Below are 14023 nucleotides of genomic sequence, written 5' to 3' on the forward strand. Positions count from 1 at the left end.
AAACTTTCCAAAAATCGAAGATTTCCGCTTGACGGATGGAAAAGTGCGTGGTACAATGATATCACCTCTTTTGCGGGGTTATTAAGTGCGCCTGTTTTACAGGTACCACCCGCAACCCGAGGGAGGTTCAAAACAACCGTTATAATGGAGGTGTCAACAAATGACCGTTAAAATCACTCTGGCCTGCACCGAGTGCAAGCAGCGCAACTACAACACCACGAAGAACAAGAAGAACAACCCCGATCGTCTCGAGATGAAGAAGTATTGCCGTTTCTGCAAGAAGCACACCGTTCATCGCGAAACCAAGTAAGAAAGGCGGACGCATCATGGCAGACAAAACCGAGAACAAGCCGGGCTTTGTGGCCAGAGCAAAGGCCGCTGTGAAGAACTTCTTTGGCAAGTGTGCCAAGTTCTTCCGCGACACCAAGAGCGAGCTGAAGAAGGTGGTGTGGCCGTCCAAAGAGGACGTTAAGACCAACACCGTCGTCGTGCTCGTGACCGTCGCCATCGCAGCGGTCGTGATGATCCTGCTGGATGCCATCTTCGGCGGCATCCTGGGCTTGATCATCGGCGCCTGAGAATCATCTTGAAACGGAGGGCAGACCAAAATGGAAGAACAATCCAATGAGGCACTTTGGTATGTAGTGCATACCTATTCCGGCTATGAGAACAAGGTCGCGAACGACCTGCAGACCATGGTGGAGAACCGTCATCTGCAGGATCTGATCTGCGATATCAAAGTTCCCGTCGAGATGGTTCCCGAAATTGACAAGAACGGCAAGCAGAAGATGGTGGAGCACAAGCTCTTCCCCGGCTACGTTCTGGTCAAAATGGTGATGAACGACGATACCTGGTACGTGGTGCGCAATACGCGCGGCTGCACCGGCTTCGTCGGCCCCGCATCCAAGCCCGTTCCCCTCTCTGCTGAAGAAGTAGAGAAGATGGGCGTGGAAAAGGCTGCACCTCTGGCAGTCGACTTCAACGTCGGCGACACCGTGCAGATCACCGCCGGTCCTCTGGAAGGCTTTATGGGCCTTGTGGAGGAGATCGATACCGAGAACTTCAAAGTGAAGCTCAAGGTCAACATGTTCGGCCGCGAGACCCCCGCAGAGGTGGAGATCGGTCAGGTCGAGCTGCCGTAACCAACCGGCACAAATCGTTTACCAAGGTAAGACCGCAGTGCGGTTCTTATAGAGCGTGTGCACTGTGCACATGCTCGTGGGAGGCACGGAGACACCGTGCCGCAACTCACCACAGATTTTTGGAGGTGCATTTATTATGGCACAGAAAGTTACTGGCTACATTAAGCTGCAGATCGAGGCCGGCAAGGCAACTCCGGCTCCCCCTGTTGGCCCTGCTCTGGGTCAGAAGGGTGTCAACATCATGGCATTCACCAAGGAGTTCAACGAGCGTACCAAGAACCAGATGGGTTATGTGATCCCCGTCGTCATCACTGTGTATGCTGACCGCTCCTTCAGCTTCATCACCAAGACTCCTCCGGCAGCCGTTCTGATCAAGAAGGCAGCTGGCATCAACACCGCTTCCGGCAAGCCCAACAAGGAAAAGGTTGCTTCTCTGACCGCCGCTCAGGTGGAAGAGATTGCCAAGACCAAGATGCCCGACCTGAACGCTGCTTCTCTGGAAGCTGCATGCAGCATGGTTCGCGGCACCTGCCGTTCCATGGGTGTCACCGTCGAGGGCTGAGACATAAACAGTGGGAGGGCATAAAACTGCCCGCATGACCACACAGGAGGATATACAATGAAACATGGCAAGCACTATGTCGACGCTGCAAAGCTGGTCGATTCTACTAAGGCATATGATGTGAACGAGGCTCTGGAGCTGGCTTGCAAGACCGCTTCTGCCAAGTTCGACGAGACCGTTGAGCTGCACGTCCGTCTGGGCGTTGACGGCCGTCACGCTGACCAGCAGGTCCGCGGCGCTGTCGTTCTGCCCAACGGCACCGGCAAGACCGTCCGCGTCTGCGCAATCGCCAAGGGTCCCGCAGCTGCCGCTGCTGAGGCTGCTGGCGCTGATATCGTCGGTGATGACGAGCTGATCGCAAAGATCGCCGGCGGCTTCATGGATTTCGACGTTGTCGTGACCACTCCCGATATGATGGGCCGCGTTGGCCGTCTCGGTAAGGTCCTGGGCCCCCGCGGCCTGATGCCGAACCCCAAGGCCGGCACCGTTGCTCCCGACCTGGGCAAGGCTGTTTCCGAGGCCAAGGCTGGTAAGATCGAGTACCGTCTGGACAAGCAGAACATCATCCATGTGCCCGTGGGCAAGGCTTCTTTCGGTGCAGAGAAGCTGTACACCAACCTGGACACTGTGATGGAGGCTATTGCCAAGGCAAAGCCCGCTGCAGCAAAGGGTACCTACTTCAAGAGCGCTACCATCGCCACCACCATGGGCCCTGGCATCCGTCTGAACACCCTGAAGTACGGTGTCTGATTTGAAGTTCTGATCGTTTTTCTGCCGTTCGTATGGGCGGCAGAAAAATTTTGTCAGAAAATTTCAAAAAAGACTTGACAACTCCGCACGTTTGCGGTAGAATAATCATGCTGTTTTTGAGACAGCAGGTACTGGAGTCCAGTGTAAGGCTATGCCGCCTGCCGAGAAACGTGCGTAAAGTTGTTTTATGCCTCTTTCTCGGCCAAGTGCGGGAAAGAGGCTTTTTTCATACTTGCTCCGGTTTTCGATACAAGTTTTTGAAACGAGGTGAAACCGAATGCCCAGTGCAAAGATTCTTTCTGAAAAGCAGGCTTATGTCGCTGATCTGAAGGCAAAGTTTGAGAGTGCGGTTTCCGGCTGCGTCGTCGCTTACGGCGGCATTAACGTCGAGAACGACACCAAGCTCCGTAAGGAGCTGCGTGAGGCAGGCGTCGATTACATGGTCGTGAAGAACACCATGCTGCGTCTGGCTGTCAAGGGTACCTCTCTGGAGGGCCTGGCTGAGCAGTTCAAGGGCGATACCGCTATCGCTTTTGCTCACGAAGCGGATCCCATGTCCGCTGCCCGCATCCTGTGCAAGTATCAGGATGGCGATAAGTCCAAGAAGTTCGTCGTGAAGGCTGGCTTCATGGAAGGCAAGGTCATGGACGCTGCCGAGACCAACGCAATCGCAAAGCTGCCCAACCGCGAAGGCATGCTGTCCATGTTCGCAGGCGCCCTCACCAGCACTCTGTCTGGTCTGGCCGTTGCAATGCAGGCTTATGCCGACAAGCAGGAGGAGCCTGCAGCCTGATTGCTGCATGACCGCTGCTTAAACAAAACAAGAAACTAACAAACAAAACCATTGATATTGGAGGGTTACTACTATGGCTTCTGAGAAGATTACTGCCATCATCGACTCCGTTAAGGAGCTGTCCGTTCTGGAGCTGAAGGAACTGATCGACGCTTACTGCGAAGAGTTCGGTGTTTCCGCTGTTGCTGCTGCTGCTCCCGCTGCTGCTGGCGCTGCTGCTGCCGCTGAGGAAGAGAAGACCGAGTTCGACGTCATCCTGGCTGAGGCTGGCGCTACCAAGATGCAGGTCATCAAGCTGGTGAAGGAGATCACCGGTCTGGGCCTGAAGGAAGCTAAGGCTATCGTCGATGGCGCTCCCAAGGCTGTCAAGGAGAAGGTCTCCAAGGCTGAGGCTGAGGACATCCAGAAGAAGCTGACCGAGGCTGGCGCTAAGGTCGAGGTCAAGTAATTGAACCTCTTCTGAGAGTCGTTCATTCTTGAACAATGAGGTGCCCGTACCGAAAGGTGCGGGCATCTTTTTTTGTTGTGCAAAATTATTAGCAGCCTCGCCCTCTCCGTCATTGCTGACGCAATGCCACCTCTCCCAAAGAGAGAGGCCTTGGCATGGCGGCAAAGTTTCCGGCTCAAGTGCAAAGTGTGCGGGAGAGCTGCCGAACAAAGTGAGGCTAAGATGGCGAGCCCGTGATCCAAATGCAATTCGCCTTTTCTGCATTCAAAAACTATGCTATACTATCCTCAACAGGAGGAACGGCAGAGCCTTTGTCCCCTCTGCCGCAAAAAGAGAGTTTATGGAACACCGCAACTGGAACAAAAACAACATCCGCACTTCCCTTTTGGGTTACGGCTGTATGCGTTTTCCCACCAAAGCCGACGGCACCATTGACGAAGAGCGCGCCGAAGCTTTGCTGAACACCGCTAAGGCCGCCGGTGTCAACTACTTCGATACTGCCTATCCCTATCACAACGGCCAGAGTGAGCCGTTTGTGGGCCGCGTGATCGCCAAATGGGACCGCAGCAGCTTTTATCTTGCCACCAAAATGCCGCTGTGGAAATGCAAAAGCCTGGACGATGCCAAGCGCATTTTTGAAGAGCAACTGCAGCGGCTGGGCGTGGACTACATCGACTTCTACCTGCTGCACTCCCTGCACAAGGCCCGGTACGAAAAGGCAAAAGCCATGGGCCTTGTGGACTGGCTGTGGCAGCAGAAGGCCGCAGGACGCATCCGGAACTTTGGGTTTTCCTGCCATGACAACTCTGCCGGATTTGAGTATATTCTGCGCGACCAACCGTGGGATTTCTGCCAGCTGCAATACAATTATCTGGACCGGGACGACCGTGCCGAGGAGATCAGCGGTGACCGGGGCTATCAGCTGACCGAAGAATGCGGCGTGCCGCTTATCATCATGGAGCCCATCAAGGGCGGCACGCTGGCATCCCTGCCTGCAGATGCCGCCGCACCGCTGCACGCCCTGCGTCCGGATGCCACCGATGCCTCCTGGGCGCTGCGCTGGGTGGGCAGCCACAAAAACGTGCATGTGATCCTCTCCGGCATGAGTGCTGAGGATCAGCTGACCGACAACCTTGCCACCTTTGGCCATTTTGAACCGCTTTCCCCCGCCGAGAATGCCGCTGTGGAAAGCGTAGCCAAAGAGCTGCACCGCCGCATCAAGATTGGCTGCACCGGCTGCCGGTACTGTATGCCCTGCCCCATGGGGGTGGACATCCCGGACAATTTCAGCATCTGGAACAAGCTGGGCATGTTCGGCCAGAAGGATGCCATCAAAGCCCAGTGGACCACCTGCTTCCCGGACAGCGAAAAGGCCCTGCACTGTGTGCGCTGTGGTAAGTGCGAAGCCGTCTGCCCGCAGAAGCTGCCCATCCGCGATTCTCTGGCACAACTGCAAAAGGAGCTGGACGCACTGTAACTCCTTCCGTCATCGCTGCGCGATGCCACCTCCCTCAAAGAGGGAGGCTTTAAGGCCCCATCTCTGAGGGGGCTGTCGCCGCAGGCGGCTGGGGGAGTTTCATAACAAAAAAGACCGTCACACGTTTTTCGTGCAACGGTCTTTTTTATGCAGTTCTTACCACAGCCGGATGACCTTGATCACACTTTCAGCCTTATCGCGGGCCAGCTCCAGATGGTGCTGCAGGGAATCTGCAGCACTGTCCCAGTTGTCGGCCAGAGCGGCATCCAGAATTTCCAGATGTTCGTCACAGGTCTGCTCCTGATTGATCATGCTCACCTTGCCGGTCATGATGCGGAAGCGGGTGTTCAGACCGGTGATGCGGTCATACGCCGAACGCAGGTACTTGTTGGGCAAAGTGCTCATGAGCAGTTCGTGGAACTCATCGTCCGACTCGCAGAAGTCGGTGATGCTGTCCGGGTGATGCATCAACTCGGCAAATGTCTCCAGCTGTTCCCGCGGGATGCCGCTGCCATAAGTACGCAGGGCGTAAGGCTCCACCAGCAGGCGCATCTCGAACATGCTGTGCACGTCCTCCTCGGTGATGCCGGAAACCATCAGGCCCTTCTTGGGCAGAATGGTGATCAGGCCTTCCTGCTCCAAGCGGCCAAGAGCATCCCGCATGGGGGTGCGGCTGATGTTGCCCATCTCGGCACAAAGCTTCTGCTCGTTCAAAAACTCGTTGGGCCGGTACTCGCAGTTCAGGATCTTGGTCTTAAGGTACTGGTATGCCTGCAGCTTCAGGCTCGTTTTGGTCTGCGACTCCATTTCTTTCATGTTCTGCACAACTCCTATTCCCTTTTCCCTTGCAAAGAAAAAGGTTCTTCTCCTATAATACTCTGGGGCGCATGCTTTCTAACTTCAAAGCATCTTGTATTCTTGCTGCAATCCAAGTAGTATTCCAGTTCTATTATTTCATAATAGGGCAATTATTACAATACTTTTTTGTGAACTTTAGCGCGTTTTATGTTTTATCTAATTTTTATGTCTCATTTTTGCCAAAATTAACAAGTTTTTTTGTGCTTGTAGCCAATGCCGCTTCTTTTGGCCCGGTTCTTTTGCATCCAATGCAAAAATATGCTACAATGTAAAAAATATTGAAAAGGGTGTGGATCTCTCTTATGGCACGAAGCGACGGCTACAATACCAAGACCCGTCAACTGATTTTAGATTATCTCATCAACAACCGGCAGCACGCGGTGAGTGCTTCCAACATTCTGGAGCATCTGGAAGAGCAGGGCGCAAGCCCCAACCCCACCACGGTGTACCGCTATCTGGACAAGCTGGCCGGGGAGCAGCGCATCATGAAATACGTTGCCGACAAGGGCGAAAAAGCCGTATTCCAGTACGTGGACGAGGGCCGCCACTGCCGGGAGCATCTGCACCTCAAATGCGTGCAGTGCGGGCGCATCTATCATCTGGACTGCCACTTCATGGACGAGGTGCGCGCCCACCTGATGGCAGAGCATGGCTTTACCCTGCAGTGCGAGGGCAGCGTTCTGTATGGTTTGTGCCGCCACTGCGCCCAAAAAGAGGAACAGTCCGACTCTGATGGTCAAACCGCACAAAAATGCGCCTGCTGTGTTGACACGGGCAAAAAGCCGTGATACAATGCATGCAAGAAAAAAGCGTTGACCGGGAAAAGTAAGGTTTCAATGTCCTCTTTCAGAGAGTGCGGGTAGGTGGAAGCCGCGCAGAGAGCGAAACCCGAACGAACACCCGTGAGCTTCCCCCTAAACCTGTTTGTGCAGCAGTAGGGGCCGACGTGCGCCGCTCGTTATCGCGGCAGTGCTTTCAACGGGGAGAGCGCACAAAAGTGACTGGCATGGTTTTATGCCGGTAATTTAGGTGGCACCACGGATACGGCAGCATATTCGTCCTAGCGATTGGGATGAATGAGCTGCCGTATTTTTTATTTAAAAAGAGGGGTAAGAAATATGTGTTGTGTTATGGGCTATACCGGGCACGATCTGAGTGCCGCCAAATTCAAGGAATACCTGCTGCGCACGGTCATGCGCGGCCCGGACGACCAACGTGTGGTGGAAGGGCCTTTTGGTCTGATGGGCTTTGGCCGCCTTGCCATCATGGGCCTGACGCCGGAAGGCATGCAGCCGTTCTACCGCGGTGCCGACTGTGTGGTGTGCAACGGCGAGCTGTACGGCTTCCGCTTTGAGAAAGAGATCCTCAAGCGCCGCGGCTACAAGTTCCAGTCGGACTGCGACTGCGAGATCCTGCTGCCGCTGTACTATGAGTACGGTCTGGATATGTTCCGCCACATGGACTCCGAGTTCGCGCTTATCATGTACGATTCCCGCAAGGACCGGCTCATCGCCGCCCGCGACCCCATCGGCATCCGTCCGCTGTTCTACGGCTACTCCAAGTCCAGCCACCAGATCGCATTCGCCTCCGAGATGCAGAACCTCATTGGCTGGTGCGACGACATCCGGCCCTTCCCCATTGGCAGCTACTACTGCGATGGCCGCTTCGTCCGCTATGAGGACATTGCCGATGTGCCCGCCCCCATGCAGGACGACATGGACACTGTGCTGCGGAACATCCGCGAAAAGCTGATCGCAGGCGTAGAGAAGCGTCTGGACGCAGATGCCCCTGTGGGCTTCCTGCTCTCCGGCGGTCTGGATTCCTCGCTGGTGTGCTCCATTGCCACCAAGAAGCTTGGCAAGCCCATCCGCACCTTTGCCATTGGCATGGACACCGATGCCATTGATCTGAAATATGCGCGCCAGACCGCAGAATATCTGGGCAGTGAGCACCACGAGATCATCATCAACCGGGATATGGTCATCAACAGTCTGGAAGAGGTCATCCGCCTGCTGGGCACCTGGGACATCACCACCATCCGCGCCAGCATGGGCATGTACCTGCTGTGCAAGGCCATCCACGAGCAAACCGATGTCCGCGTGCTGCTGACCGGCGAGATTTCCGATGAGCTGTTCGGCTACAAGTACACCGACTACGCCCCCACCGCCGATGCCTTCCAGCAGGAGAGCCAGAAGCGCATCCGCGAGCTGTACATGTACGATGTGCTGCGCGCCGACCGCTGCATCTCCTCCAACAGCATCGAGGCCCGCGTGCCCTTTGGTGATCTGGATTTTGTGCGTTACGTCATGGCCATTGACCCGGAAAAGAAGCTGAACAGCTACGGCAAGGGCAAGTATCTGCTGCGCAAGGCCTTTGAGGGCGATTGGCTGCCGCCGGAGATCCTGTGGCGCGAAAAGGCCGCCTTCTCGGATGCTGTAGGCCACAGCATGGTGGACGACATCAAAGAGTATGCCGAAAGCCTTTACACCGACGAGGAGTTCCAGCTGCGCCGGGCAAACTATTCGGCCCACTGCATGCCGTTCACCAAGGAAAGCCTGTTTTACCGCGAAATTTTCGAGAAGTACTACCACGACCAGAGCCGCACCATCGTGGGCTTCTGGATGCCCAACAAGGCATGGCCGAACTGCAACGTCAACGACCCTTCGGCCCGTGTGCTGGCAAACTATGGTGCTTCCGGCGTGTAACGCCAGACCATTTTGAATGCGCTTTGCTTTGCTTTGCGCATGAATAGCGGAAAGAATATTCTATAATTTGTAGATCGGGAAAATCTGCGGATTTTCCCGATCTACTTTTTCACGAGAGGGAACCCTCTCCGTCACCTGCGGTGACACCTCTCCCAAAGGGAGAGGCTCTGGCGAAACTGGAAACCTTGCCGCCATGCCAAGGGCTCTCCCTTTGGGAGAGCTGCCGAGCGAAGCGAGGCTGAGAGGGCTAGCTCTTCCCCCGCTGCGCCGCCGCTTCCATAGGAAGCAGGCGCGGCATCCGCTCCTTGCCGTCCAATCTCCATCTGTGAAAATGCAATGCCGGGCGGTCCGCAGACCGCCCGGCATTGCTCTATTAAAACTATTTTTCCGCTATTCATGCCCAAAGCGCACGCGGCGGGCATTCTAAATTGTTGTGTTACATCCTGATTTTTTGTGCCGCCCGGGCAATGGACGCAAGCAGAGCCACCAGCCGCTTTTCGTCCATCTGGCCGCAGTAGCTGGTGAAGGTGTAGTAGCAGCCCTGCACGCAGAAGGAAAGCACGATCTTACGCACCACATCGGCATCAAACGAGGGGTCGCTCTCCGAGATGCATTTGCTCATTGCAGCTTCCACGCGGTTGATGAACAGTCCCTGACGGGAGCCGGAAAACAGAATGCCGATCTCGGTCTGATTCCGGGTAAACGCCCGGAACATTTCCCGAGTCAGCCACTCGGTGCGCTCGCTTACATCACGGGCGGTCAGCTGCGGCAGGCTTTCCACCACCACCTCCACCATTTCGTCCTCCATGGCGTTGGCCAGCGCATAGATATCCTGATAATGCGCATAAAAGGTGGACTTATTGATGCAGGCCAGATCGCACAGTTCCTTGACCTTGATCTTTTCCAGCGGTTTCTGCGCCCGCAGCTCCATGAATGCCTGCTTGATGGCACGCTCCGTTTTTTCAATGCGAATATCCAGAAAACCCACCTCTTTTGCTTTTTCGTTGATTATCCAACCATTTTCCTGTTTTGCGGATAGACAAGGCCCTCAGCCTTTTTTATACTGGGTTTATCCCCATCCGCATCACTCCTTGCGGTACAGGATGCCTTTTTCTTCCAGCTCTTTTTTGATGCGCTCAAAGCTCCCGGCATCCGGGCAGTGCAGGGTGTGCAGATGCACGCCGCCGGTCATGCGGCTCAAAAGCGCTTCCGGCGTGTCCTTGGCCTGCTGGATGAAGTTGTCCACATCGTAGCGGCTGGCAAGGTTCAGGTTGCCGCGCAGCTCGCCATACAGGCTGTTCTCCACGGCCACATCCACCACGATGCCGCCCTGATCCACCACGGTGTACAGCTCGGTGCGCATCTCGTCCTCGGTGCTGTGCACGCAGGCCAGAATGGCGGTATAGCCTTTTTCCGCCGGGTGCAGCTGATAGCCCCGGGGCGTTGCATCGATCTGCGCACCGCCTGCCCGCAGCAGAGCCACATCCCCCACCACGATCTGGCGCGAGACCCCCAGCAAAGCCGCCAGTGCGCTGGCACTGACCGGCGCTTCGGCCCCGCTGAGCCGTTTCAGAATGGATTCTCTGCGCTGCGCTGCATTCATGGTTTTCAAAGCTTCCTTTCCGCTTTACGGTATTATGCTCTTATTGTAGCAAAAGACGGCGGATCATGCAAGAATGCGTTTACTTTTCCAGCTGCAGGATGGTAGCATAATTGGAGGGCAGCTGCACTTTCATGCGGCCCCACTCCATGCTGGTCAGAACGGGCTGTGCGCCCACCGTGTCGGCCAACAGGTCCTTTGCAGAGGATGCCTCCACCGGCAGCTGGAATTCCAGCTGTGCGGGGCTGTCGCCGTTGTTCAGCACCACGACGCAGGCCTTTCCATCCAGCACCCGGGCAAAGGCATAGCACTGGGTGGTGAGCTGCAGCTCTTTCACCTCGCCGTCGGTCAGCTCCGGCAGCTCCGCCTTCAGTCTGCCCAGTGCGGCATACACGCTGGTGACAGGGTTGGTGATCTCAGCATCCTTGAAGTCGGAAAGTTCCAGGCAGGGACGCAGCGGCCAGTCGCTTCCCCACTCTTTTTTGCCTTCAATGCCAAATTCTGAGCCATAATAGATGGACGGAATGCCCCAAAGCGTATATACTAGAATTGCAATGTGGCGGATGTGCTCCCGGTTGCGCAGCTTGTTGGGCAGGCGCTCCACATCGTGGTTGTCCGAGAACAGATACAGCCGGGTATCGTGGCACAGGCCCTGCAGACGGCGCATGGTGTGGGCGATCTCGAAATAGTTGTGGTCGTTGTGGCCGCTCCACAGGCCCTTGTGCAGCTCGTAGTTCGTGACCGAGTGCAGCATCTCCGGGTTTGCCCAGCGGCTGTAATCGCCGTGGATCACCTCGCCCATGAGCCAGAACTCTGGCTTTACCTCGTTGGCAAGGCGGCGCAGACCGCGCATAAAGTCAAAGTCCAGCACATCGGCTGCGTCCAGACGGATGCCGTCAATGTCAAATTCATCCACCCAGAAGCGGATGGTATCGTAGTGGTAGTTCTGCACCTCCGGGTTGCGCTGGTTCAGCTTGACCAGCAGATTGAAGCCGCCCCAGTTTCCGTAGGAAAAGCCGTCGTTGTACTCGTTGTTGCCCCAGAAATTCACATCGCAGAACCAGTCCTTATAGCGGGCGTTCTCGCGGTTTGCCTTCAGGTCCTGAAACGCAAAGAAATCGCGGCCCACATGGTTGAACACGCCGTCCACGATCACCTTCTGGCCCCGGGCATGGCACCGGGCCACAAAGTCCTTGAACTCTGCGTTCGTGCCAAGGCGGCGGTCTACCAGCCGGTAATCGATGGTGTCGTAGCCATGGGAACCGCTCTCGAACAGCGGGCCGATATAAATGGCCGTGCAGCCGATGTCCGCTGCGTGCTCAGCCCATGCGTTCAGTTTATTAAACGCGCCGGGCACCGCCTGCCCATCGTTCTCGTGTGCGCAGCCGCACAGCCCCAGAGGATAGATGTGATAAAATACCGCGTTGTCATACCAAGCCATTGTTCATACCGCTCCCATACAAAAAAATCAGCCTCCGCCCACTGCGGCGGCAGGAATAGTATAGCACAGAATCTGTAAAACATGTTAATTTTTGCTGATTTTTGTCAATAATCTACAAGAATATCAGCCACTATGTCCCATTTCGTCTTGTTTTTATTGGATATATTGCCCAAACACCTGTGTCACATGCAGTGCCGCCGGGCGCTGCCTATCATAGAATGTAAGGAGATCTTTGCATGAATTACCCCGCCATTCCCCGTGAATTCTTCAATGGAGACTGCTTTGATGCCTACCGCATCCTTGGTGCGCATCCCTGCTCTGACAACGGCACCGAAGGGTGGCGCTTTGCGGTGTGGGCCCCCGGTGCCACGGCAGTGGAAGTCTGCGGCGGCTTCGACGGCTGGGAGGCAGGCGTGCCCATGGAAAAAGCCGATACCGGCGTGTGGAGCGCATTCGTCCCCGGCCTTGCAGAGGGCGACCTTTATAAATACCGGGTGCATGGTGCCGACGGCAGTGTGGTGATGCGCAGCGACCCCTACGCATTTTCCACCGAGCTGCGGCCGGGCACGGCCAGCCGCCTTGCAAAGCTGGACTTCCACTTTGACGACAGCGCATGGATGGAGCGCCGCGACAAATGCCGCAACCGCCCGCTGAACATCTACGAGATGCACGTTGGCAGCTGGCGGCACAAGCCCGGCAGCAAGCAGGAGGACGGCTCAGACGGCTGGTACAACTATGAGGAGCTGGCCAAGGAGCTGATTCCCTGGCTGCTGGACCATCACTTTACCCATGTGGAGCTGCTGCCGCTGGCAGAGCATCCCTTTGACGGCAGCTGGGGCTACCAGACCACCGGCTATTTTTCCGTCACCAGCCGCTACGGCACCCCCGCCCAGTTTGCCGGTTTCGTCAACGCCTGCCACCGCATGGGCATCGGCGTCATCATGGACTTTGTGCCGGTGCACTTTGCCGCCAACGCCGACGCTCTGGCAAAGTTTGACGGCACCTACCTCTACGAGTACGACAGCGATGTGGGCCACAGCGAGTGGGGCACCTGCAACTTCAATTACTATCGCCGGGAGGTGTGCAGCTTTTTGAACAGTGCCGCTGCTCTGTGGATGGACGTGTACCACTGCGACGGCATCCGCATGGACGCCATTTCCCGCGCGCTGTACTGGCAGGGAGACCCGAACCGCGGCGTGAACGAAGGGGCTGTGAACTTTCTGCGCAGCCTGAACCACGGCCTGAACGAGCGCTGGCCCACCGGCATCTACACCGCCGAGGACTCCACCAACTTCCTCAAGGTGACAGCTCCCACCCGCTACGACGGCGTGGGCTTCGACTACAAGTGGGATATGGGCTGGATGCATGATACGCTGGACTATTTTGCTACCCCCTTCGGTGAGCGGCCGAATGCCTACGGCAAGATCGTTTTCAGCATGCATTACTTCTACAACGAGCTGTATCTGCTGGCCTTGAGCCACGACGAGGTGGTGCACGGCAAAAAGACCATCATTGATAAGCTGTGGGGCACCTATGCGGAAAAATGCGCCCAGCTGCGCACCCTCTATTTTTATATGTACATGCACCCGGGCAAGAAGCTGAACTTCATGGGCAACGAGATGGGACACTTCCGGGAGTGGGACGAAAAGCGGGAGCTGGACTGGGATCTGCTGAAATATCCCTTCCACGATGCCTTCCAGAAATACTTTGCCCACCTGAGCCGGGTCTACTCCACCGAGCCCGCCCTCTACGATGGCGAGTACAACCCCGACTGCTTTGAGTGGGTGGCCTGCGAGAGCCGCAGCGAGGGTGTGTACGCATGGCTGCGCAAGGGACAGGGCCAGAGCCTGCTGTGCATCATGAACACGCAGGACCATGCCCACAAAAAATTCCCGCTGTATCTGCGCTTTCCCTGCAGTGCCGAGGAGGTGCTGAACACCGAATCCCCCGAGTGGGGCGGTGCACTGAAGGGCCGCCGCAAGACAAAGCTTCACACCACCGATGGCGGTGTGTTTGGTCGGGACTATACCCTTACAGTAGACCTGCCTGCCATGGGCAGCTGCCTGCTGCGCCTTGCGCCGGAGGCCCCGAACCCCGATGCGGCCCGCATCAGCGCCAACAAAGCCCTGAACGCAAAGCGCCGCGCTGCCCGCAGCACAAAGGCCGCAGCCAATTCCAACAAGTAATATTCGTTTTAAAATGTCCCGCCTGCGTTTAAAGCGGCGGGACATTTTGTTGTTTTCCGTG

Annotated in this window: 15 protein-coding genes and 1 other annotated feature; of the genes, 11 read left to right on the plus strand and 4 right to left on the minus strand. The window is 56.3% G+C overall.

What is annotated here, in order from left to right; translation table 11 throughout:
* Positions 1-160: 160 nt before the first annotated feature.
* From rpmG to ACGHUK_RS10325, 8 genes are all read left to right on the plus strand, one after another.
* Positions 161-310: a 50S ribosomal protein L33 gene (gene rpmG, locus ACGHUK_RS10290; RefSeq protein ID WP_005920501.1), complete on the plus strand. Its 150-nt coding sequence runs from the start codon at positions 161-163 to the stop codon at positions 308-310.
* A 16-nt stretch (positions 311-326) separates the two neighbouring features.
* Entirely contained in the window at positions 327-578 is a 252-nt protein-coding gene (gene secE / locus ACGHUK_RS10295; RefSeq protein ID WP_005944520.1) for a preprotein translocase subunit SecE, read from the plus strand.
* Between the two features lie 30 nt (positions 579-608).
* Complete coding sequence (nusG, locus tag ACGHUK_RS10300; protein WP_005944521.1) at positions 609-1142, plus strand: transcription termination/antitermination protein NusG; 534 nt, start codon at positions 609-611, stop codon at positions 1140-1142.
* A gap of 136 nt (positions 1143-1278) precedes the next feature.
* Entirely contained in the window at positions 1279-1704 is a 426-nt protein-coding gene (gene rplK, locus ACGHUK_RS10305) for a 50S ribosomal protein L11 (RefSeq protein ID WP_005920496.1), read from the plus strand.
* Between the two features lie 57 nt (positions 1705-1761).
* A complete protein-coding gene (rplA, locus tag ACGHUK_RS10310; protein WP_005920494.1) occupies positions 1762-2454 on the plus strand; it encodes a 50S ribosomal protein L1 in 693 nt (230 codons plus the stop codon).
* A gap of 277 nt (positions 2455-2731) precedes the next feature.
* Positions 2732-3247, plus strand: a complete 516-nt coding sequence (gene rplJ / locus ACGHUK_RS10315; protein WP_005944524.1) for a 50S ribosomal protein L10 — start codon at positions 2732-2734, stop codon at positions 3245-3247.
* Between the two features lie 73 nt (positions 3248-3320).
* Positions 3321-3695: a 50S ribosomal protein L7/L12 gene (gene rplL / locus ACGHUK_RS10320; RefSeq protein ID WP_005944525.1), complete on the plus strand. Its 375-nt coding sequence runs from the start codon at positions 3321-3323 to the stop codon at positions 3693-3695.
* Between the two features lie 340 nt (positions 3696-4035).
* Entirely contained in the window at positions 4036-5172 is a 1137-nt protein-coding gene (locus ACGHUK_RS10325) for an aldo/keto reductase (RefSeq protein ID WP_390574278.1), read from the plus strand.
* 156 nt (positions 5173-5328) lie between these two features.
* Here the strand turns inward: ACGHUK_RS10325 and ACGHUK_RS10330 are convergent, their stop codons facing one another.
* Complete coding sequence (locus tag ACGHUK_RS10330; protein ID WP_120081231.1) at positions 5329-5988, minus strand: GntR family transcriptional regulator; 660 nt, start codon at positions 5986-5988, stop codon at positions 5329-5331.
* A 344-nt stretch (positions 5989-6332) separates the two neighbouring features.
* On the opposite strand from ACGHUK_RS10330, the gene ACGHUK_RS10335 reads away from it, so the two are divergent.
* Together ACGHUK_RS10335 and asnB are read left to right on the plus strand one after the other, a co-directional pair.
* The gene (locus ACGHUK_RS10335; RefSeq protein ID WP_005944529.1) at positions 6333-6818 is read left to right on the plus strand and encodes a Fur family transcriptional regulator; all 486 of its coding nucleotides are present in this window, start codon (positions 6333-6335) and stop codon (positions 6816-6818) included.
* Positions 6819-6833: 15 nt separating this feature from the next.
* Positions 6834-7096: a binding site (T-box leader), on the plus strand.
* A gap of 52 nt (positions 7097-7148) precedes the next feature.
* Complete coding sequence (asnB, locus tag ACGHUK_RS10340) at positions 7149-8735, plus strand: asparagine synthase B (RefSeq protein WP_371292670.1); 1587 nt, start codon at positions 7149-7151, stop codon at positions 8733-8735.
* 436 nt (positions 8736-9171) lie between these two features.
* Here the strand turns inward: asnB and ACGHUK_RS10345 are convergent, their stop codons facing one another.
* The 3 genes from ACGHUK_RS10345 to ACGHUK_RS10355 all read right to left on the minus strand — a co-directional run bounded on the left by ACGHUK_RS10345 (position 9172) and on the right by ACGHUK_RS10355 (position 11776).
* Positions 9172-9723, minus strand: a complete 552-nt coding sequence (locus ACGHUK_RS10345) for a TetR family transcriptional regulator (protein ID WP_097776457.1) — start codon at positions 9721-9723, stop codon at positions 9172-9174.
* Positions 9724-9819: 96 nt separating this feature from the next.
* Complete coding sequence (locus ACGHUK_RS10350; protein ID WP_005944532.1) at positions 9820-10338, minus strand: transcription repressor NadR; 519 nt, start codon at positions 10336-10338, stop codon at positions 9820-9822.
* A 79-nt stretch (positions 10339-10417) separates the two neighbouring features.
* A complete protein-coding gene (locus tag ACGHUK_RS10355; RefSeq protein WP_154259051.1) occupies positions 10418-11776 on the minus strand; it encodes an alpha-amylase family glycosyl hydrolase in 1359 nt (452 codons plus the stop codon).
* Between the two features lie 236 nt (positions 11777-12012).
* Between ACGHUK_RS10355 and glgB the strand changes: the two genes are divergently transcribed.
* The gene (gene glgB, locus ACGHUK_RS10360) at positions 12013-13962 is read left to right on the plus strand and encodes a 1,4-alpha-glucan branching protein GlgB (protein ID WP_223389075.1); all 1950 of its coding nucleotides are present in this window, start codon (positions 12013-12015) and stop codon (positions 13960-13962) included.
* Positions 13963-14023: the final 61 nt, after the last annotated feature.

It is taken from the genome of Faecalibacterium sp. i25-0019-C1, from assembly GCF_042854225.1.
GTDB lineage: Bacteria > Bacillota > Clostridia > Oscillospirales > Ruminococcaceae > Faecalibacterium > Faecalibacterium taiwanense.

Coding starts and splice junctions, on each gene's coding strand:
- nusG (WP_005944521.1), top strand. CDS start 609: ATGGAAGAACAATCCAATGAGGCACTTTGGTATGTAGTGCATACCTAT.
- ACGHUK_RS10355 (WP_154259051.1), bottom strand. CDS start 11,776: ATGGCTTGGTATGACAACGCGGTATTTTATCACATCTATCCTCTGGGG.
- ACGHUK_RS10350 (WP_005944532.1), bottom strand. CDS start 10,338: ATGAATGCAGCGCAGCGCAGAGAATCCATTCTGAAACGGCTCAGCGGG.
- asnB (WP_371292670.1), top strand. CDS start 7,149: ATGTGTTGTGTTATGGGCTATACCGGGCACGATCTGAGTGCCGCCAAA.
- glgB (WP_223389075.1), top strand. CDS start 12,013: ATGAATTACCCCGCCATTCCCCGTGAATTCTTCAATGGAGACTGCTTT.
- ACGHUK_RS10325 (WP_390574278.1), top strand. CDS start 4,036: ATGGAACACCGCAACTGGAACAAAAACAACATCCGCACTTCCCTTTTG.
- ACGHUK_RS10335 (WP_005944529.1), top strand. CDS start 6,333: ATGGCACGAAGCGACGGCTACAATACCAAGACCCGTCAACTGATTTTA.
- rpmG (WP_005920501.1), top strand. CDS start 161: ATGACCGTTAAAATCACTCTGGCCTGCACCGAGTGCAAGCAGCGCAAC.
- ACGHUK_RS10330 (WP_120081231.1), bottom strand. CDS start 5,988: ATGAAAGAAATGGAGTCGCAGACCAAAACGAGCCTGAAGCTGCAGGCA.
- secE (WP_005944520.1), top strand. CDS start 327: ATGGCAGACAAAACCGAGAACAAGCCGGGCTTTGTGGCCAGAGCAAAG.
- rplJ (WP_005944524.1), top strand. CDS start 2,732: ATGCCCAGTGCAAAGATTCTTTCTGAAAAGCAGGCTTATGTCGCTGAT.
- rplA (WP_005920494.1), top strand. CDS start 1,762: ATGAAACATGGCAAGCACTATGTCGACGCTGCAAAGCTGGTCGATTCT.
- rplK (WP_005920496.1), top strand. CDS start 1,279: ATGGCACAGAAAGTTACTGGCTACATTAAGCTGCAGATCGAGGCCGGC.
- rplL (WP_005944525.1), top strand. CDS start 3,321: ATGGCTTCTGAGAAGATTACTGCCATCATCGACTCCGTTAAGGAGCTG.